This window comes from Dankookia rubra, assembly GCF_004355005.1.
Taxonomy (GTDB): Bacteria; Pseudomonadota; Alphaproteobacteria; order Acetobacterales; family Acetobacteraceae; genus Paracraurococcus; species Paracraurococcus ruber_A.
In genome coordinates, this window is record NZ_SMSJ01000030.1 from 14,491 (window position 1) to 34,052 (window position 19,562).

Genomic DNA, 19,562 nt, shown 5'->3' on the forward strand with positions numbered 1-19,562 from the left:
TCCACGCGGCGGATGCCGACTGACGGACATGAACGAGGGGTTCGGGGAGGATACCCGCTTCCCGGCCTTCCTCGACCTCGTCGGAAGGCCGGCCCTCAGGCGCGCTTGATCCCATAAAACAACGCGACGCCCTTCAACATTCCGTCCAGGTCGGAGCGCAGCGCGGTCGGTGAGAAGAACTGCCCGAGCGGCACATAGGGCACCTCGGCAAAGGCCACTTCCTGCATCTCCCGGCCGATCCGCGCCTGGGCGGCCTCGTCCGGCGCGTCGAACCAGGCGTTCCGCAACTCCTCCAGCTTCGGGATGCTCGGCCAGCCGAATATGGCGCCCTTGCCATGGCCGCGGATCAAGTTGTTGGCGGCGGGGTTCACCTGGGCGCTGCCGGCGGTGTAGCTGACCATCATGTTCCAGCCGCCCTGCGGCACCGGGTCCTGCTTGAGGATCCGCTGCGTCACCGTGCCCCAGTCGGTCGAGACATAGTCGAGGTTCACCCCGCCGCGGCGCAGGAAATCCCCGCAGACCTCGCTCATCGCATTGATGACGGGGAAGTCGGTGGCGGCCAGCAGGTTCACCCGCTCGTCCTTGTAGCCGGCCTCGGCCAGCGCCCGCTTCATGCCCGTGGCATCGAGCGGGGTACGGAGAGCGTCCATCCCGACATCGCTGGCCATCACCGAGCCCGGGGCGAAGAAGCCGTAGGGGGTCCGCCAATAGGTCCGGTCGTCGCCGGCCGCCGCCGTCATCGCGTCCACCTGGTTGGTGCCGCGCAGGATGGCGCGGCGGAGCGCCGGATTGTCGAAGGGCGGATGCAGGCAGTTGAAGCGGAGGAAGCCGATCGAGCCGTTCGGGTCGAGGATGTCGATCTTCACCCCGCGCGCCCGCTTCAGGGGCCCGACCAGGTCGATCGCCGGCTGCTCCCACCAGTCGACCTCGCCCCTTTGCAGGGCGGCGCTGGCCGTCGCGCCGTCGGGGATGGTCAGCCACTCCACCCGGTCGAGATGCACCGCCTTGCCGCCCGAGAGGTAGCTGGGCGCCTCCTGGCGGGGGAGGTAGTCCGGGTTGCGCTCGTAGACGTTGCGGCTGCCAGCGATGCGTTCGGCGGCGACGTAGCGGAAGGGGCCGCTGCCGATGACCTCGGGCACCGCCTGGGAGGAAGGCAGCACCGCATGCCGCTCCGGCATCATGGCGCAGAGATGCGTGCCCACCTTGGCCATGGAATCCGCGAGCAGCGGAAAGGGCTTCTTCAACCGGAAGACGATATGCGTGTCGTCCGGGGCGGCCAGCGCCTCGGTCTGCGCCATCAGCGCCTGGCCGAAGGCATCCCGCGTCGCCCACCGCTTGATCGAGGCGACGCAGTCGCGCGCCAGCACCGGGGTGCCGTCGTGGAATTTCAGCCCGGGCCGCAGGGTGATGGTGGCGCGCCGGCCTTCCTCCTCGAAGGCGGGCAGGGCGGCGGCCATCTGCGGCCGGGCGCGGAGGTCCGCATCCCAGCCGTAGAGCGTGTCGTAGACCAGCAGCGCATGGTTGCGGGTGACGAAAGCGACTGAGTGGATCGGATCCAGCAGTGCCAGATCGGCCTGCGGCACGAAGCGCAGGATGCGGCGGCCGGGCGCGTTCTGCGCGGCGGCGATGCGGGGAGCGGCAAGCGCGGCCCCGATGGAGGAGAGCACGTCGCGGCGACGCATGGCGCATCCTTTCCGGTTGCGTGGTGGCCGATGCTGCGGTGCGGAAGCGCCGGCGGTCAAGCCGCCGATACGAGGCGCGAGGCAACCCGTCAGCCGTCCTCGCGCGGCGCCCCGGCATCGAGCGCCTCGTCGGCGCTGACCTGCAAGCTGGCCGTCACCCGGAGCCCGGCTTTGGCGCGCCGTCGGCCGATCACCGCGAAGCGCGCGCCGAACCGGGCCTTGAGCGCCGCCGCCGCCGCTTCGACCGCGGCGGCGTCCCCGGCTTCCAGCACCAGGCGCACGCCGTTGGTGCCGCCGAGCGCCAGGCGCGGCGCAGCATGGGGCACGGCGGCCTCCGGCGGCATCAGGGTTAGCGGGGGCGGGGGCTTGCGGCGGGACATCTGGGTTGCCGGAGTTGTGGGCCGGGGGCGCCGCGGCATGCAAGCCCCGCTGGGGGCGCCGGGGCCGCCCGGGCGTTATCCCCAGGCTTCGGGACAAGCCTGGGGACAGGCTGTGAGGAAGACCCCGCAAAGCCGCGGCGCGCAAGGCGGGTTCCTCAGGCGTTCCCGTTCGGATCGTTGCCAGAACGGATTGCCGCTGGACAGCGGCCTGGCGGCCACGCGGCGGTCGGCGCGGCGCGGGACGGATCGAATGGAGTCAGCGGCTTGCCGCGGTAGCCGGCATGGTTCGCGTCAGCGGCCGAAAATATCACCGGCTGGGTGCGATGCGGCGTCGAGGGGCCGGCCGGGGTTACCCACAGCGCCGGGGGCAAGCCTGGGGGCAGACCCGGGAATTCCTGTGCAAGCCGCTGAAATACTTACAGGAACTCGGGACATTGCCGTATCGGCAGGATGCGCCGCGGTTGCGTCGGCGGAAGCCGAGATGCTTGCGATCCTGATTATTTTCCTATTCAATGCCGCGATGCCTTCGCGCCCAGCCCTGCCGGTCCGTTTCCCCCAGACCTCCGCCCACCGACCCGGAAGGGGTATTTGTCCGAAACCTGCGGCGGTGGCGCGCCACCGCCGCGGCCGGTCCGGCTCAGTCCTTGTAGTCGGGCTCCTTGCGGTCGAGGATCCGCTTCAGCGCCGCGAAGTGCCATTCGGCATTCGACTTGTCGCCATATCGGGGCGCCTTGCCGCTGAACTGCGCCACCGTCTCCTGCACCACGCTGTCCGGCAGGGTGGCCAACGGCTTGCCGGTCCACATGGCATAGAGCTGCACCTGCGCCACCCGCTCGACGTAGTACAGCCGGTCATAGGCCTCGGCGACGCTGCGGCCGATAGTCGCCACGCCGTGGTTCGCCATCATCAGCACCGTCTTGTCGCCGAGGATGCGGGCCAGCCGCTCGCCCTCCTGCTCCTCGAAGGCCGGGCCCTGGTAGTGCATGTCGTAGGCGGTGTGGATCATGGTGCCGACCTCGGTCTGGCCGATCGGCAGGATCCGCGGGTCCTCCAGTCGCGACAGCGCGGAGGCAAAGGGCATGTGGGTGTGGAACACCGCCGCGGCCTTCGGCGCCAGCCGGTGGATCGGCGCATGGATCGCGTAGCAGGACCGTTCGATATGGCCCTCGCCGGCCAGCAGCGTGCCGTCGTAGCCGACCTCCATGAAGGTGGAGGCGCAAACCTCGGACCAATGGGTGCCGAAGGGGATCTGGTAGTAGCGGTCGTCGGTGCCGGGCACCCGCAGGGTGAGGTGGTTGAAGATGCCCTCGTGGAAGCCGTGCATCACCGCCAGCCGATGCGCGGCGGCGAGGTCGATGCGGGCCTGCCAACGCTGGTCGGCGATGGTCAGCTCGGTGGATTGGTGGGTCTCGAGCGGCATGGCGGCGTTTCCTTCCCTGGCCACGGTCGGCGCTCCGGGGATGCTAGACCCGCTTGGTCCCCGCTGTCCCGCCCCGGATCGCCGCCACCGGCCGCAGCGCAGGCAAGCGCAGCTGGGACGGGCGAAGCTTCGGCAGGGAGAGCAGCAGCAGGCCGAAGGCGGTCGCCGCACTCACTGCCCAGCCCAGGCCTTCCCAGCGCGTCGGCCGGATGGTCACCGTGATGTCGACCGCCGGCCGGTCGGGCGCCAGTTCCAGGAAGCCCTCCAGCGTCGGCCGCAGCGGCAGGGGACCGAGCGGGTCGGCGGCCTGCCAGGCGGGGAAGAAGAACTGCGGCAGCGCCACCGGCCCGGTCGCGCGGGGCAGGTGGAAGCCGCCCGGGATGCGCTCGGCACCCGCTGGCAGGGGCGGCCGCGGCCAGGGGTCCGGGTGCCCCGCGATGATCGCCACCCAGCCCGCGGCAGCGGCCTCGGCCGGCACATGTTCCCAGGAATAGGCGCCGGAGTAGTTCCGGGCGAAGTCGAGCCGCTGCGCCGCGGGCAGGAACTTTGGCCAGGCCGGATGGCCGAGCGCGACCACCCCGGCGAGGTAGGCCGGCGGCAGCAGGGCGAGGCCGAGCCCTGCCGCCAGCAGGCTGCGCGGCCGCGGCCGCGCAGCGCAGGCCAGGGCGGCGATGCCGGCGACCGCGGTGCCGAGCAGCGCGTTGCTGCGCCAGGGATGCTCCACCGCGGTGAGTTGCGGCATCGTCAGCCAGAGGGGCAGCGAGATCACGCAGGTCAAAGCCAGGGCACCGAGCAGCAGCACCGCCAGCGCCCGTGGCAGACCGGGTGCGCGCCACGCGGCCCGCGGCGCGGCATCCCGGAGCAGCAGCAGGCCCAACCCGGCGGCCAGCAGCGTGGCGCCCCAGATGACCGCCAGCTTGCCCGTGATCCCGGTGAAGAGCATCAGGTTCTCGGTCCAGGAGTCGTTGAACAGGCTGGCGGCATTGGCATGCGCGAGCAGCCCGAGCGCCGGCAGCAGGAAGGCCGCCGCCAGTGCCGCGCCGAGGCCACCGGCGAGCACGCAGCGCAGCATCGCCCGGCGCCCGCCGAGCCCCCAGGCATAGAGCGGGCCGAGATGCGCGGCGAGGCAGCAGACCGGCAGGTTGGTCAGCGCCAGCGCCGCATAGGCCAGCGCCGCACCCACCAGCCCCTGCGCCCGGGATCCTGCCGCCAGCCGATCGAGCGCCAGCAGCAGCAGCGGCAGCAGGGCGATCGCCGCGGTCTCGCCATAGGCGAAGCGCAGCCAGGGATCGACCAGCGCGGCATAGGGCAGCAGTGCGGCGAAGGTGGCGCCGGCCAGGGCTGGACCGGCTGGCACGTGCCGCCGCAACCAGAGGAAGGCGGTCCCCACCGCCAGCAGCCGCCAGAGCGCCATGGCGAGGCCGAGCGTCGGCGCCGCGTCGAGCCGGGTTGCCCGGGCAAGCGCGGCGGCGGCCCAATGCGCCAGCGGCGGGTAGGAATAATAGGTGGTGCCGCCCAAGCCGAAACTGGTGTCCATCAGCCAGCGCGGCCAGAAGACGCCCTCGGCCCAGGAGGCGGAGAGCATCTGCAGCGCCATGATGGCGAAGTCGGCGTCCCGCCCGAGATAGGTGCCCGGCACCGGCACGCCGAGCCCCGGCGAGAGGGCGGCCAGCCCCACCACGCATGCCAGCAGCACCAGCCCGAACCGCAGTGACATCGCGGCCCCTCGCAACTTTGGGGGCGGAACATATCGGCTCTGGCGGAACCGGCTTGCACACGGCACGGAGAGGCGTGCATCACGGTTCGGAGCGGGCCCTCAACGAAAGCCCGCTCGTCCAGTCCGGCGGGCAGCTCAGGGGGGGAAGAGCCGCTCCCGCGCCTCGGCGATCACCCGCAGCGCGTCGGGCGTCAAGTCATAGGTTGGCAAATCCTCGGGTGCCGCCCAGGCGACGGCGGCGACGTCGTCGCCTGGGCGCGCCTCGCCGGCGGTCCAGCGGCCGCAATAGTCAATGATGGTATAGTGCCAGCGCACCCCGCCGCCGGCGTCGCGGCTGATGCTGTCGAAGACCGCGGCGAGCTCCAGCGGGCCGACCTCGATCCCTGTCTCCTCCAGCAGTTCGCGCCGCGCGGCGGCTTCCGCCCGCTCGCCGATCTCCTGCGCGCCGCCGGGCAGGGACCAGCTCCCTTCGCGCGGCGGCTTGCCGCGGCGGATCAGCAGCACGCGCTCGGCGCCGCGGTCGCGGCCGGTGCCGTCGAAGGCAACCACGCCGATGCCGACCCAGGGGCGTTCGGGGTATTCCCGGCTCATGGCTTCGGCGGCGCGGGCGTGCCGGCTTGCGAGGGCGTCTCCTGGGGCTTCAGGTCTGCGGCGAGCGGGGCGAAGGCCTTCAGCTTCCAGACGCCGACCTGGAAGGCCCAGGCGCTCCAGCGGCCGTTCAGCCGCTGCGCCTCCTCGCCGCCCTCGGCGCGCAGACGGATCCAGACATTGCCGTCGTCGAGCGAGGGGGCGACCTGGATGGCCAGGCCATCGGTCAGGCCGAAGCGGCTCTCGCCCTGCGGCTTGCCGGGCAGGCCGGCGGCCGGCCTGACCTCAAGGAAGGTGAGGTATTCGAAGGCGCGGGCGATCTCGTCCAGCGCCACCTCCTCCGCGGGCGGCAGGTCGGCGGGCTGATCGACATGCAGCCGCGCGTCGCCATCGGTGCGGGACAGGACCAGCGGCGGCTCGCCCTCGCGGCGCACATCCACGCGGCGGATCCGCTCGGCGGCCAGGTTGGCGATGTCGCGGTCGAGCCAGAGCTGCGGGTCGGCATCGACCGCGAGGCGTCCCTCGGCCAGCCAGGCCTGGCTCTCGCCGGGGCGGCGGACATAGATGCTCTCCGGCACGTTTCCCTGGGTGCGGACCCGGCGGCGGCCGAGGATCAGCTCCGCCAGCGGCGCGCCCGTGCCGTCCAGCACCCGCAGCAGCAACGCGGTGCTGCCCGGCGCGCCGGGATCGTCGACGCCGAGCCTCGCGTGCTGGCCGGGATCGGCGGTGCGCGCCTCGGCCAGGCGCAGCTCGGTCAGGCCGACCAGCATCTCGCGCAGCTTCTCGGCACGGACGGGGTAGCCGCCCTTGTCGGGCAGGCCCCAGGCATCGCCCTGCCGGGTCAGAACCAGCGTGGCGTCGGCTTTCCTGACCTCGATCCGCTCCGCCGCCTGCAGCCGCTCGGCGAGGCCGGGGAAGGCGAGGCTGCCCGGGGCGATATCCGGCTGGTCAATCCGGCGAGGCGCCAGCAGCACCGCGGCGCCGACCGAGACGGCGGCCGCGCTGGCGAGGAGGAAAAGGCTGCGGCGGTTCATGCCCGGTGCCCTCCCGTCAGGCCCGCGCCGCGGCGCGGCGGCGGGTGCGCACAACGGCGAGGCCGATGGCAAAGGCCGTCAGCAGCGCCGGGACCAGGGCGATGTTGACGATGCGGAGCGTTGTCTCCAGCCCCTCGATGTCGCGGCGCAGGTCCAGCTGCACGGCGCGGAGCTGGCGGCGGGTAGCGATGATCTCCTCCCGCGCCCGGTCGATCTCGGCGCGCTGCTCCGGGGTGATCACCGCGGCCTGGTTCTGGTTGCGCTCGGCGCCGGGGGCGGCGGGCGTGCCCTGGCGCAGCTCGCGCAGCCGCTTCTCGGTCTCCTCCAGCTTCTGGGTCAGCTGCCGCTCGGTCTGGCGGTATTCGGCATCGGCGTTGCGGCGGATGTCCTCGACCAGTTCGAAGGGCCGGAGACTCTCGCCGCGCGAGCGCAGCGAGATCAGCGCGTCGGAGCCCGCGAGCGTGTCCGCCAGGTTGGCCAGGAAGGGGCCATTGCCGCTGAACGGCGTCGCCACCTGCTGGCCGAAGAAATCCTGCACCCTGACCCAGAAGCGGTCCTCGAGGAGGTCGGTGTCATTGGCGACGACGATATTGGCCGCGCCCTGGCTGCGGGCCAGGTGCGCGGGGAAGTCGGCCGGGCGCGCCTGGCCCTCGGCGGCGGGCGGCGGGCCGGCGGGAAAGGCCGAGTCCAGCGTGCCGCGGATGCGCGCGGCGAGGACGTGGTGCTCGTTCCCGCTGCGGAAATCGGCCAGCAGGCGCACCGGGTTGGGCTCCTGCCGCACGCGGGCGGCATCCACCACCATGGTCTGCGGCGAGGTGGTCAGCAGCGGTGTGAACTCGATCGCGGCGCCGTCCTTCTTGCGGACCTCGCCGGCCGAGGCGACGGTGATCTGGTCGAGCTGGGCCAGCGAGACGTCGTCATGGTTCAGGCTGTCGCCCTGCAGGTTGTACCAGGCGACATAGTCCACCGCCTGCACCCGGTCGCCCGGATTGGCGCGCACCCGCCAGGCTCCGCGGAGGTCGAGCACGACCTTGTCGGACGGCGCCTCGACGCCCCAGGCATTCAGCAGCCGGTCGAGCGAGGAGGATGTGTCGGTGGGCGGCTGGCCGGTGGGGCCCGGCTTGCTCGCCTGGCTCTCGCTATGCGGGTCGACCAGGACCATCAGCTTGCCGCCGCGCATGACGAACTGGTCCACGGCATATTGCGCGGCATCGGTCAGGTGCTGCGGATGGGCGAGGAGGAGGACCTGCACCTCGGGCTCGATCACCTGGGCATCGAGCGGGACGTCCTTCACGCTGAAGAACTGCCGCAGCTGGGTGATCGCCACGGCCGGCTGGCCGAGCGCGGGGTTGCGCAGCATCATCGCCCGCGGGTCGCCGTTCAGCGGCAGGGCGGTCATCAGCCCGATCACCGGGCGGGTCGGATTGGACAGGTCGTAGACCAGCCGGGTCAGGTCGTATTCGAGGAAGCGCTCGCGGTCCGGTTGGAAGAAGCCGATCGAGCGCTCGTCGTCCACCAAGTTGGTGCCGGAGAGGCCGAAATAGACCTGCTCGCCCGACTGGTCGACAGGCACGCCTTGCAGGCCGAGCGCCATGGCGCGATCCTCGAGCTCGGAGAAGGGCTCGGGGTCGAGCACCTCGAGCTTCACCTTGCCGCCCGACAGGCCGGCATATTCCGACAGCATCTCGCGGACCCGGTCGGCATAGGCGCCATAGACCGGGATCGCGGCGCCGAGCCGACGCGAATAGAAGAGCCGGAGGGTGATCGGGTCCTTGAGGCCCGCCAGCACCTGCTTCGTGCCGTCCGACAGCGTGTAGAGATGCTGCTCCGTCAGGTCGACGCGGGCGCGCGGCAGCAGCCGGTCGGCCAGCATGTTGACGCCGACGGCGAGCACCGCGGCGGCGAGCAGGCCGAGGGCGGAGGACCAGAGCCGGCGGGAGCCTCGGGGGGAAGTCGCGCTCATACGTCAGTCAGCCTTCCGGTGGTCGAGCACCACCGCGTTCACGAAGAGGAAGAAGCCGATGAAGGAGGCGAAGAAGACGAGGTCCCGCGCCGCGACCACGCCGCGGGTGAAGCCGGTGAAGCGGTCGGAGATCGACAGCGCCCGGGCGATCTCGGCCAGCACCGGCAGGCGCTGGGTAAGGAACTCGGTCACCACCGGGCTGCCGGCAGCGGCGAAGACGAAGCAGAGCGCGACGGCGAGCACGAAGGCGACCACCTGGTTCTTGGTCAGCGCCGAGACCGCGGCGCCGAGCGCCAGATAGGCGCCGGCGACCATCAGGCAGCCGACATAGCCGGCGAGGATGACGCCGTTGTCGGGTTCGCCGAGGATGTTGACGGTGATCCAGAGCGGGAAGGTCAGCGCCAGGGCGATCCCGCAGAAGGCCCAGGCGGCGAGGAACTTGCCGACCACCGCCTGCCATTGCGGCAGGGGCAGCGTGAGGAGCAGCTCGATGGTGCCGAGGCGTCGCTCCTCGGCCCAGAGCCGCATGGTGAGCGCCGGCACCAGGAACAGGAATAGCCAGGGCACGAAGGAGAAGAAGGGCTGCAGGTCGGCCTGGCCGCGGCCGAAGAAATTGCCGAGCGTGAAGGTCAGTGCCCCGGCCAGCACCAGGAAGATGACGATGAAGACATAGGCGACGGGGGTGGCGAAATAGCCGGACAGTTCGCGGCGGGCGACGGTGAGGGCAGGGAGCATCAGGCCGCCTCCGCCGGGGCGCCGAGGGTGAGGCTGCGGAAGACCTGCTCCAGCGTCTGGCCCTGTCGTTCCAGGACGGAGGGCGCGGCATCCACCACCACGCGGCCGCGGGCGATGATGATGGCGCGGGTGCAGACGGCGCCGACTTCTTCCAGGATGTGCGTCGAGATGACGATCGCCTTCTCCGGCGCCATGCGGCGGATCAACGCGCGGACCTCGTGCTTCTGGTTGGGGTCGAGCCCGTCGGTCGGCTCGTCCAGCACCAGCACCGGCGGGTCGTGCAGCAGCGCCTGGGCCAGGCCGACGCGGCGCTTGAAGCCCTTGGACAGGGTCTCGATCGGCTGCAGGCGGACGCCCTCCAGCTGGGTCAGCTGCATGGCGTGCGCCACCCGGTCATCCAGCTCCGCGCCACGAAAACCGCGGATGCGGCCGGTGAAGCCGAGGAAGCCGGTGACGCTCATCTCCGGATAGGTCGGCGCGCCTTCCGGCAGGAAGCCGAGGCTGCGCTTCGCCGCGACCGGCTGCGCCACGACATCGGCCCCGCAGATGCGGGCGGTGCCGGAGGTCGGCGGCATGAAGCCGGCCAGCATGCGCATGGTGGTGGACTTTCCGGCGCCGTTCGGGCCGAGGAAGCCGAGCACCTCGCCGCGCGCGACCGAGAAGGACACCTCGTCCACTGCGGTGAATTCCGCAAATCGCTTGGTCAGGCGCTCGATCTCGATCAGCGCAGCCAATGCCGGTCCCCCTGTTCTCTGCCGTCGGTCGGCGGATGTACAAGCCTGACAGGGGTTTGCAAGGGAGGGCCAGCCCCTGGCTTGCAACGCTGTGTATCTGGACCGCTGTTGCCCTGACGGGGTCAGGACAACAGCGGTCCAGGCTGTCTTGGGCCAGCGATTCACGTCCTGCGTGTCGCCGCCCGGGACGGTCGCAGGCTAGCCGGCCCCGAGCGTCCCCATCGCGGCATCCCGGCCGAACAGGGCCAGCAGGACCCGCGCCGCCTGGCCGCGCGGCCCGGTCAGCAGCGGATCCTTCTCCAGCAGCAGGGCGGCGTCGCGGTTGGCCATCAGGATCAGCCCCTCCTGCGCCTCGGCTTCCGGCAGGCCGAGGCGGAAGACCGGCAGGCCGGATTGCCGGGTCCCCAGCGCCTCGCCGGCGCCGCGCAGGCGGAAATCGGTATCGGCAATCAGGAAGCCGTCCTCGGTGTCGCGCAGGATCAGCAGACGTTCCCGCGCCGAGAGGCCCAGCGCCTCGTCGTACAGCAGCATGCAATAGCTGGCATCGCCGCCCCGGCCGACCCGGCCGCGCAACTGGTGCAGCTGGGCCAGGCCGAAGCGGTCTGCGTGCTCGATCACCATCACCGTCGCCTCAGGCACGTCGACGCCGACCTCGATCACCGTGGTCGCCACCAGGATGCGGGTCTGGCCAGCGGCGAAGGCGCGGATCGCCTTCTCGCGCTCCTCGGCCTCCAGGCGGCCATGCGCCAGGCCGACCTGGCCGGGGAAGCGCGCGGCCAGTTCGGCGAAGCGGGTCTCGGCGGCGGCGACGTCGATGGCGTCGCTCTCCTCGACCAGCGGACAGACCCAGTAGACCCGGGCGCCGCGGTCGAGCGCCCGGCCCAGCCCGGCCACCACCTGGTCCAGCTGCCGCAGCCCGTGCAGGGTGGTGGTGATCGGCTGCCGCCCGGCCGGCTTGCCGGTCAGGCGGGAAACCGACATCTCCCCCCACTGGGTCAGCAGCAGGGTGCGGGGGATCGGGGTCGCCGTCATCACCAGCATGTCCGCCGGTTGATCTTCCCTGGCGCCCTTCTCGGCCAGCATCAACCGTTGCGCGACGCCGAAGCGGTGCTGCTCGTCGACCACCGCCAGCCCGAGGTCGCGGAAGGCCACCCCCTCCTGGAACAGGGCATGGGTGCCGACGACGATATCCACCGCGCCGCTGGCAAGGCCCGCCAGCACCCGTTTGCGCTGGCTTCCCTTCACGCTGCCGGCGAGCAGCTCCACCCGCACCCCGGCCGGGGTGCAGAGCCGGGACAGGGTGCGGATGTGCTGCCGCGCCAGCAGCTCGGTCGGCGCCATCAGCGCGCCCTGGGCCCCGGCCTCGACCGCCCGCAGCAGGGCCAGCACCGCGACCAGCGTCTTGCCGGCGCCGACATCGCCCTGCAGCAGGCGCAGCATCCTTTGGGGCGCCGCCAGGTCGGCATCGATCTCGGCCAGGGCATGCGCCTGGGATGGGGTGAGGGGATGGCCGAAGGCGGCCAGGGCCCGGTCGCGAAGCTGCCCGTTCCCCGCCAGGGCCCGCCCGGCCCGCTGCCGCACCCGGCGACGGACCAGGGCCAGGGCGAGCTGCCCGGCCAGCGCCTCGTCATAGGCCAGGCGGGTTCGGATGGGCGGCAGCGGCGCCACCGCGGGTTGCTGCACCGCCCGCAACGCCGCGGCGAAGCCGGGCCAGCCCTCCCGCCGTAGTAGCGGCGCATCCTGCCATTCCGGCAGGTCGGGCAGCCGGTCCAGAGCCGCCGCCATCGCCTTCGCCACATGCGACAGGCGCAGGTCCTTCACCAGCGGCCAGACCGGCTCCAGTTCCGGCAGCCCCTCCGGCCCGGTGGCCGAGAGCGGGTTGATCATCGAATAAATGCCCGCCTCGAGCTTCACCTTGCCGGCAAAGAGCCGTTCCGTTCCTGGCGGCAGCAGCTTCTGCAGCCAGCCGAGGTTGCCGTTGATGTAGCGGATCAGCAGCCGCTTGCCGCCCGACTCGGCGCGGACCTCCACATAGGGGCGGCCAAGCCTGGAGCGGGCGGCGCGGAAGGCGGTGACGAGCGCCGGCAGGATCACCTCGGAGTCGAGCGGCGCCTCGGCCGGGCTGTCGACCCGGATCCGCTGGGCATAGCGCTCGGGCAGGTGGAACAGCAGGTCGAGCACCCGCTCGCCGCCAACCGCTTCCCTCAGCCGCTTACCAATCGCCGGCCCCACCCCGGGCAGGGAGGCCAGAGGCTCGGACAGCGGGCCGAGCGGGGGCGCCAGGCGCGGATCAGCCTGGTTATCCTCGGTCACGCGCAACTTCCGCGGTATATGCTGTGTCGGGCTGACAGGATTCCCATGTACCCCTATATGCCAGCCCCCGTGCTCAGTGACGACATGCCCCCCGAAACAGACATCCTCGATCCCCGCCGCCGCCGCCTGGTCTTCCGCGCGCATCATCGCGGAACCAAGGAGGCCGACCTGATGATAGGCCGCTTCGTGGCAACCAACATCGCCGGCTTTACCCCGGCCGAACTGGATGAGCTGGAGGCGGTGCTGGAATACCCTGATGTTGACCTGGCAGACTGGCTGAGCGGGCGGCGGCCGATCCCGCCGGAATGCCGGACCCCGATGCTGGACCGCATGGCGGTCGAATGCGCCGGCAGCGGCGCCGGCCTGCCCGCGGAATTGCGCCCGCGATGAGCGAGGTGCAGGAGCGGACCCAGGGTCTGGTCGTCCATGGCGCGCCGGAGGGCTTCGATGCCCTGCTGCTGGCCCGCCGCCGAGCCGAAACCGAAGCGCCGGTCCTGCATGTCTGCCGCGACGATGCCCGCACCGCCCGGATGGTCGAGGCGATCGGCTTCTTCGCCCCTGATGTCGAGGTGCTGCGCTTTCCGGCGTGGGATTGCCTGCCCTATGACCGGGTCTCGCCCAACCCGGAGATCGTCGCCGAGCGCGTCTCCACCCTGACCCGGCTGCTGGAGCCGGGGCCGCGGCCGCGCATCGTCGTCACCACCGTGAACGCCCTGGTGCAGAAGGTGCCGCCGCGCGAGGTCTTCCTCGGCGCCACCATGCTGCTCCGGAAGGGCGGCCGGGTGCGGCCGGAGGCGCTGACCGCCTTCCTCGAGGCCAATGGCTATGGCCGCACCGGGACCGTCATGGAGCCTGGCGAATACGCGGTCCGCGGCGGCATCATCGACCTCTATCCCTCGGGCGAATCGGACCCGGTGCGGCTCGACCTGTTCGGCGACGAGATCGAGAGCCTCCGGCGCTTCGATACCGGCACCCAGCGGAGCGGCGCGGCGCTGGCCGAGCTCTGGCTGCGGCCGGTGGGGGAGGTCTTCCTTGACGAGGCCTCGATCAGCCGCTTCCGGACCGCCTATCGCGAGCTTTTCGGCAATGCCGCGGCCGAGGACCCGCTCTATGTCTCGGTCAGCGCCGGCCGCAAGCATCCGGGCATGGAGCACTGGGCCGGTCTGTTCCACGAGCGGATGGAGACCCTGCTCGACTACCTTAACACGGGTGCCCAGGGCGCCTCGGTCAGCCTCGACCATCAGGCGGAGGACGTGCTGGTGGCGCGCCTCGAGATGGTCGAGGACCACTATCAGGCCCGCCGTGTGCCGGTCCGCACCTCGGAAGGCGAGGTGCCCTACCGCCCGGCGCCGCCCGGCGGGCTGTACCTGACGCGGGCCGGCTGGGACCGCATGCTGACCGGCGGGCCGCTGTTCCGCTTCTCCCCCTTCGGCCAGCCGGACGGCGCCGAGGGGATCGAGGCCGGCGGGCGACCGGGGCGGCTCTTCACCGAGGCCCGCGCCGCCGGGCAGAACGTCTTCACCGCCTATGCCGAGCATGCCCAGGCGATGGTCGGGCAGGGCAGGCGCCCGGTGGTGGCGGCATGGACGCGGGGCTCGCGCGAGCGGCTGGCCAACCTGCTGCGGGAGAACGGCGTCGCGGCGCAGGCGGTCGACGACTTCTCCGGCATTGCCGGCCTGTCCAAGGGCGTCGTCGCCTTGGCCGTGCTGGGGCTGGAACGCGGCTTCCTGGCCCCGGCCAGCGCCACCGGGACGAAATTCGGGCTTTCGGTCGTCGGCGAGCAGGATCTTCTGGGCGAGCGCATCGCCCGCCCGCCGCGCCGCCGCAAGCGGGCCGACCAGTTCATCGCCGATGCCACGGGCATCGAGCAGGGCGACCTGGTGGTGCACCAGGACCACGGCATCGGCCGCTACGACGGGCTCGAGACGCTGCAGGTCAGCGGCGCGGCGCATGACTGCCTCAGGCTGATCTACGACGGCGGCGACAAGCTGTTCCTGCCGGTCGAGAATATAGAGGTCCTCTCGCGCTTCGGCTCGGAGGGCCAGGGCGTCGCGCTCGACAAGCTCGGAGGGTCGTCCTGGCAGTCGCGCAAGGCGCGCGCCAAGCAGCGCATCCAGGACATGGCGGCGCAGCTCATCCGCATCGCCGCCGAGCGGGCGACTCGGGAAGGCACGCTGGCGACCCCGCCCGAGGGCGTCTGGGACGAGTTCTGCAGCCGCTTCCCCTTCGCCGAGACCGAGGACCAGCAGCGCGCCATCGCCGACGTGCTGGAGGATCTGGCGGCCGGGCGGCCGATGGACCGGCTGGTCTGCGGCGATGTCGGCTTCGGCAAGACCGAGGTCGCGCTGCGCGCCGCCTTCGTCGTGGCGATGTCGGGCGCGCAGGTGGCGGTGGTGGTGCCGACCACGCTGCTCGCCCGCCAGCACACCCGCACCTTCGCCGCCCGCTTCGCCGGGATGCCGGTGACCATCGCCCAGCTGTCGCGGATGGTGACGGCAAAGGATGCGGCCAAGGTGCGGGAGGGGCTGAAGGATGGCTCCATCAACATCGTCGTCGGCACCCATGCGCTGCTGGCCAAGGGCGTCGAGTTTGCCGACCTCGGCCTGGTCATCGTCGACGAGGAGCAGCATTTCGGCGTCGCCCACAAGGAACGGCTGAAGGCGCTGAAGACCGACGTTCATGTCCTGACCCTGACCGCGACGCCGATCCCGCGCACCCTGCAGCTCGCGCTGACCGGCGTCCGGGAGATGAGCATCATCGCCACGCCGCCGGTTGACCGGCTCGCGGTGCGGACCTTCATCATGCCCTGGGACGGCGTGGTGCTGCGGGAGGCGATCCAGCGCGAGCGGTTCCGCGGCGGCCAGGTCTTCTGCGTCGTCCCGCGGCTCGAGGATATGGAGAAGGTCTCGGCCCGGCTGCGCGAAATCGTCCCCGACGCCCGCATCGTCGAGGCGCATGGCCAGCTCGCGCCGACCCACCTTGAGAAGGTCATGACCGAGTTCGGCGACGGCAAGCACGACATCCTGCTGTCCACCAACATCGTCGAGTCCGGGCTCGACATGCCGGCGGTGAACACGCTGATCATCCACCGCGCCGACATGTTCGGCCTGGCGCAGCTGTATCAGCTGCGCGGCCGGGTCGGCCGCGGCAAGCAGCGCGGCTATGCCTACCTGACCTGGCCGTCTTCCCACCGGCTTTCGGCCGCGGCGCAGAAGCGGCTGGAGGTCATGCAGACGCTCGACAACCTCGGCGCCGGCTTCACCCTGGCCTCCCACGACCTCGACATCCGCGGCGCCGGCAACCTTCTGGGCGACGAGCAGAGCGGCCATATCCGCGAGGTCGGCATCGAACTCTATCAGCAGATGCTCGAGGACGCGGTCAACGAGATCAAGTCCGGCCAGCACGGCCGCAAGAAGTCCGAGGCCGACTATGCCGGCGCCTGGACGCCGAACATCAACCTCGGCCTGCCCGTGCTGATCCCCGAAGACTACGTGCGCGACCTGCCGGTCCGGCTCGGCCTCTATCGCCGCATCGGCGCCCTGCAGACCGAGGCCGAGATCGAGGCCATGGCGGCCGAGCTCGCGGACCGCTTCGGCAGCCTGCCGGCCGAGGTCGAGAACCTGCTGCAGGTGGTCGCCATCAAGGCGCTCTGCCGCGGCGCCGGTGTTGAGAAAGTGGATGCCGGGCCGAAGGGCGTGGTGCTGAGCTTCTTCAAGAACCACTTCCGCAACCCGGGCGGGCTGGTAACCTGGGTGGCGGCGCAGAAGGGGCTGGTAAAGCTGCGACCCGACCACAAGCTGGCCCTGCTGCGGGAGATGGAGCTGCCGCAGCGAGTACGAGTGGCGAAAGATCTGCTGGTGGCGCTCGTGAAGGTGGCGGGGCAGGCGAAGGCTGCCTGAATCTGTACTTATGAGCGATTTAGAACGGGTTGTATTCGTGTAACACTAGCGGCGGCGTGGGCGCATGCCACATCCCGCCGGCATGTCCGCCCCTGCTGCCCGCCGTACCGACCTCGACCTTCTCCGCAGCCTGGTCTGCTGCGGCTTGGTTATCCTGGCGCATGCCCTGCTGATCTTCGCCGCCGAGCCGCGCTACCATGTAGAGAGCGCGGCGCCCTGGGGGGGGGCGACGGTGGCCTACGAAGCCATGCGGATCTCGACCCTGGCGATCTTCTTCACCCTGGCAGGCTGGTCGGCCGTGGCCTCGCTCCGGCGGCGGCCGGCCGGGCGCTACGTGCGGGACCGGCTGGCGCGGGTGCTGCTGCCGCTGTTGGCAGGAATCCTGCTGCTGGCTTCGGTGCTGGCGATCTGGCTGGCGGCGACGGCGGTGTCACTGGTGGCGTATCGTTAGCTGGTGCAGCCGTGGCGGGTGCCGCGGGTGCTGGTGGGGATGGGCGCGACATTGCAGTAGGCAGCGAGCCTGTTGCGTCATGCCTTTGGCGACCCGTACGAGTAGCTCACGTCAAGCCAGCCATCTTAAGCATATGGTCTGCCGCGTCGATCAGATGCTGGGCGCCGTTGCGCTCTTTCGCATAGGCACGGCCTTCTTGCGCCATTTCTGCAAGGAGTGACGGATTGGCAAGCAAGGCCTCCGCGGTCGGTACCAACTCGTCGACGCCGACAAGGCGGACGGCACTAGTGCCTTCGTAGCGCTCCTGGATCGCAAAATTATGCGCCACCACTGGCGTGCCGCAGGCCAGTGATTCGAAGATGGCGCGCGGCACACCTTCCCAAAGCGAGGCATGGACCATAAGCCGCGCTCGTCCGACGACGGCAAGCGCCTCTGCGTTCGGCAGGCCGCCGAGCAGATGCACGTCGGCTTTGCCGGCCGCTGCCTGCGCCACGGCTTCTAAACCTTCGCCACCGCCAACCAATGCTATGCGGTAACGCCCGAAGAACGCCCGCAACGCAATCTGGTTCTTGCGTGGCTCAAAACTGCCGACGTTGACTATGTCGTAGTCCGGCGCAACGCCGGCGTGTCGCGCTGAGTAGATTTGGTCAGCCAGATCCCAGTCCAGGTACTTTGCCAAGGTCCGACATGGCAGGAAGCGGCCAAGTGCCTCGTGAATGGCTTCAATCTGGCCCTGGCTTTCCGCCAGGACAAAGTCGGCCCGCTCCAGCACGGGGTCCACGGCGGTACCGCCAAGGATGAACCCAATCCGCGGCGAGCCGAGTGACATCCGGTTCAGCACATGCGGTACTATGTCGTATCCAAGACCCTTGAAGACGAGGAGGTCTGGCTTTTCAGCTTCGAGCCGCTCAAGGAGCAAGCTCGACACCATCCGGTGCGGCGACGATCCAGGGTTGTCAGACGGGAAGTAGGAGACGGGCACATGGTTCCGGAACAGCTCGTGCTTGAGCTCGGAACGCTTATGATAGCGATAAACCGCTGCGTCGTGGCCAAGCTGCATCAATCTTTCTGCAATGACAGCCTCCCGCACTTCACTGAAGAGGTAGGACGTCGGATGTGAGATGATGAACCGAATTCTCATGTGTTCACTCGATATGAGACAGTGATTTTTCGGCGGTCAGAACACCAAGTGCTTTCAAAAGAAAAAACGATAAATCATCATTTACAGGACAAGTAGATGAGCACGTCATAATTGATCCTAAGATCAAGACGAAATTACTGACCTTAAAAACAACGGATCATGTCATTGATATTGTCCCGTCCGTATTTTCGGCGCCGGGGTTACAATGCACCCACACGCCGAATCAAGAACGAAATTTATCATAAAGTTATGTTCGGACGCGATAGGCACCGTACCCGAGATACCGACATTACGTGATTTCCAGGAAGTGACTCGCGCGGAGCTCACGTCGGGCAGCTTGGCATGGCGGATAGCCCTGCCGCCGCTTACCCCTCCACCAACGCCACATCCAGCAGCCGCTCCAGCACCTCCGGCTCCTGCGCCCCGGCGATCGCATGCCGCCCCGCCACCACGAAGCAGGGGACCCCGTTGATCCCCAGGCGATGCGCCCGGAGATTGTCGGCATGCACCGCCTCGACCTCCGCCACCGTTGCCAGGAATCGGCGCGCCATCGGAGCCTCCAGGCCCAGCCGCCCGGCGATCGCTGCCAGCACCGCGGCATCGCCGATATCGGCGCCCTCCATGAAATAGGCTTCGAACACCGCATCCACCGCCGCGTCGGCAGCACCGAACCGGCCGGCCCAGCGGACCAGCCGGTGCGCGTCCAGCGAATGCGGCACCCGGCGGATGCGGTCGAAGCGGAATTCCAGTCCCTCCGCCCGGCCCAACTCGGCGATAGTGCCGTGCAGTCGGCGGGCGCGTTCCTCGCCGCCGAATTTCCGGACGAGATACTCCTGTCTTGGTACTCCTTGCGGGGCCAGGTCCGGGTTCAGCAGGAAGGGCCGCCAGATCAGCTCCGCCGCCACGTCCGGCCGGCTGCGCAGCATCCGCCGCAGCCGGCGGATACCGAGGAAGCACCAGGGGCAGACCAGGTCGAAAACGACCTCGATCGGCAGGCGGGCACGGGGCGGGGCGAGAATGTTCACCGCGGCATTCTAGCGGGCTTGGCGGGGCAGAGGGTACCCGGCATTTCCGCGCCCCGGCGGCGTCAATCCGACGGCAGCCCCAAGGCTTGCCGGGGCGAAGATCATGCCGCGCCGGGTCGGCCAGCGGTAGACGGGCCGCGGGCATCCGCTCCGCCTGCTGCAACGGTGTCCACGGCATCGCCGCCGCCGCAGCGCGACGTCGTGAAGGCCAAAGGCGGGGCGCAGCGCGTTGAACTCGCCAGTCTCGACGAGGTCGAGCATGGCCGCCGTTCCGGCCCAAAGCGCGGCGTGCAGTCGGCCTGCGGTGATCCGGTCGATGTGTTCCGGCGGCCCCCGGCAATGCAGCCGCCTGCTGGCCGATTGGGATCCTCGATCGGCGCCGCGCTCCCAGCGAGCACGGCTTCGGCGCGGGCCGAGGTCGGGCGGCATCCGGTCAGCCAGTCGGCGCCGGTCTCCTCGCCGAGCCACTTGAGGATCAGC

At 70.3% G+C, this 19,562-nt stretch carries 15 protein-coding genes; 3 read left to right on the plus strand and 12 right to left on the minus strand.

All coding sequences use genetic code 11. The features are described 5' to 3' along the window. Positions 1–95 precede the first annotated feature (95 nt). The 10 genes from E2C06_RS19700 to recG all read right to left on the minus strand — a co-directional run bounded on the left by E2C06_RS19700 (position 96) and on the right by recG (position 12,566). Positions 96–1,682 carry an ABC transporter substrate-binding protein gene (locus E2C06_RS19700; protein ID WP_133290329.1) on the minus strand — a complete coding sequence of 529 codons (1,587 nt, stop codon included), beginning with the start codon at positions 1,680–1,682 and terminating at the stop codon, positions 96–98. 89 nt (positions 1,683–1,771) lie between these two features. Then, the gene (locus tag E2C06_RS19705; RefSeq protein WP_133290330.1) at positions 1,772–2,008 is read right to left on the minus strand and encodes a hypothetical protein; all 237 of its coding nucleotides are present in this window, start codon (positions 2,006–2,008) and stop codon (positions 1,772–1,774) included. A gap of 691 nt (positions 2,009–2,699) precedes the next feature. Beyond that, positions 2,700–3,482 (minus strand): class II aldolase/adducin family protein, encoded by a 783-nt coding sequence (locus E2C06_RS19710; RefSeq protein ID WP_133290331.1) that lies wholly within the window; start codon positions 3,480–3,482, stop codon positions 2,700–2,702. Between the two features lie 43 nt (positions 3,483–3,525). Next, positions 3,526–5,199, minus strand: coding sequence for a hypothetical protein (locus E2C06_RS19715; protein WP_133290332.1), 1,674 nt, complete (start codon positions 5,197–5,199; stop codon positions 3,526–3,528). A 135-nt stretch (positions 5,200–5,334) separates the two neighbouring features. Next, positions 5,335–5,790: an NUDIX domain-containing protein gene (locus E2C06_RS19720; protein ID WP_133290333.1), complete on the minus strand. Its 456-nt coding sequence runs from the start codon at positions 5,788–5,790 to the stop codon at positions 5,335–5,337. After that, entirely contained in the window at positions 5,787–6,821 is a 1,035-nt protein-coding gene (locus tag E2C06_RS19725) for a DUF4340 domain-containing protein (protein WP_133290334.1), read from the minus strand. The genes E2C06_RS19720 and E2C06_RS19725 overlap by 4 nt, the downstream gene beginning before the upstream one ends. A 16-nt stretch (positions 6,822–6,837) precedes the next feature. Then, entirely contained in the window at positions 6,838–8,784 is a 1,947-nt protein-coding gene (locus E2C06_RS19730) for a GldG family protein (RefSeq protein WP_133290335.1), read from the minus strand. Between the two features lie 3 nt (positions 8,785–8,787). Continuing rightward, positions 8,788–9,519, minus strand: coding sequence for an ABC transporter permease subunit (locus tag E2C06_RS19735; protein ID WP_133290336.1), 732 nt, complete (start codon positions 9,517–9,519; stop codon positions 8,788–8,790). Beyond that, a complete protein-coding gene (locus tag E2C06_RS19740; protein WP_133290337.1) occupies positions 9,519–10,253 on the minus strand; it encodes an ABC transporter ATP-binding protein in 735 nt (244 codons plus the stop codon). Before E2C06_RS19740 ends, E2C06_RS19735 begins: the two co-directional genes overlap by 1 nt. 198 nt (positions 10,254–10,451) lie before the next feature. Further along, a complete protein-coding gene (gene recG / locus E2C06_RS19745) occupies positions 10,452–12,566 on the minus strand; it encodes an ATP-dependent DNA helicase RecG (protein ID WP_241671372.1) in 2,115 nt (704 codons plus the stop codon). An 84-nt stretch (positions 12,567–12,650) separates the two neighbouring features. Here recG and E2C06_RS19750 point away from each other — a divergent pair, with 84 nt between their 5' ends. The 3 genes from E2C06_RS19750 to E2C06_RS19760 all read left to right on the plus strand — a co-directional run bounded on the left by E2C06_RS19750 (position 12,651) and on the right by E2C06_RS19760 (position 16,916). Then, entirely contained in the window at positions 12,651–12,956 is a 306-nt protein-coding gene (locus E2C06_RS19750; RefSeq protein WP_193560479.1) for a succinate dehydrogenase assembly factor 2, read from the plus strand. Continuing rightward, entirely contained in the window at positions 12,953–16,465 is a 3,513-nt protein-coding gene (gene mfd / locus E2C06_RS19755; protein WP_133290339.1) for a transcription-repair coupling factor, read from the plus strand. Before E2C06_RS19750 ends, mfd begins: the two co-directional genes overlap by 4 nt. A gap of 64 nt (positions 16,466–16,529) precedes the next feature. Then, entirely contained in the window at positions 16,530–16,916 is a 387-nt protein-coding gene (locus E2C06_RS19760) for an acyltransferase family protein (RefSeq protein ID WP_133290340.1), read from the plus strand. A gap of 106 nt (positions 16,917–17,022) precedes the next feature. Here E2C06_RS19760 and E2C06_RS19765 read toward each other — a convergent pair whose 3' ends face one another. Beyond that, positions 17,023–18,057: a glycosyltransferase gene (locus E2C06_RS19765; RefSeq protein ID WP_133290341.1), complete on the minus strand. Its 1,035-nt coding sequence runs from the start codon at positions 18,055–18,057 to the stop codon at positions 17,023–17,025. Between the two features lie 365 nt (positions 18,058–18,422). Beyond that, positions 18,423–19,082, minus strand: coding sequence for a DsbA family oxidoreductase (locus tag E2C06_RS19770; RefSeq protein WP_193560480.1), 660 nt, complete (start codon positions 19,080–19,082; stop codon positions 18,423–18,425). Positions 19,083–19,562 lie beyond the last annotated feature (480 nt).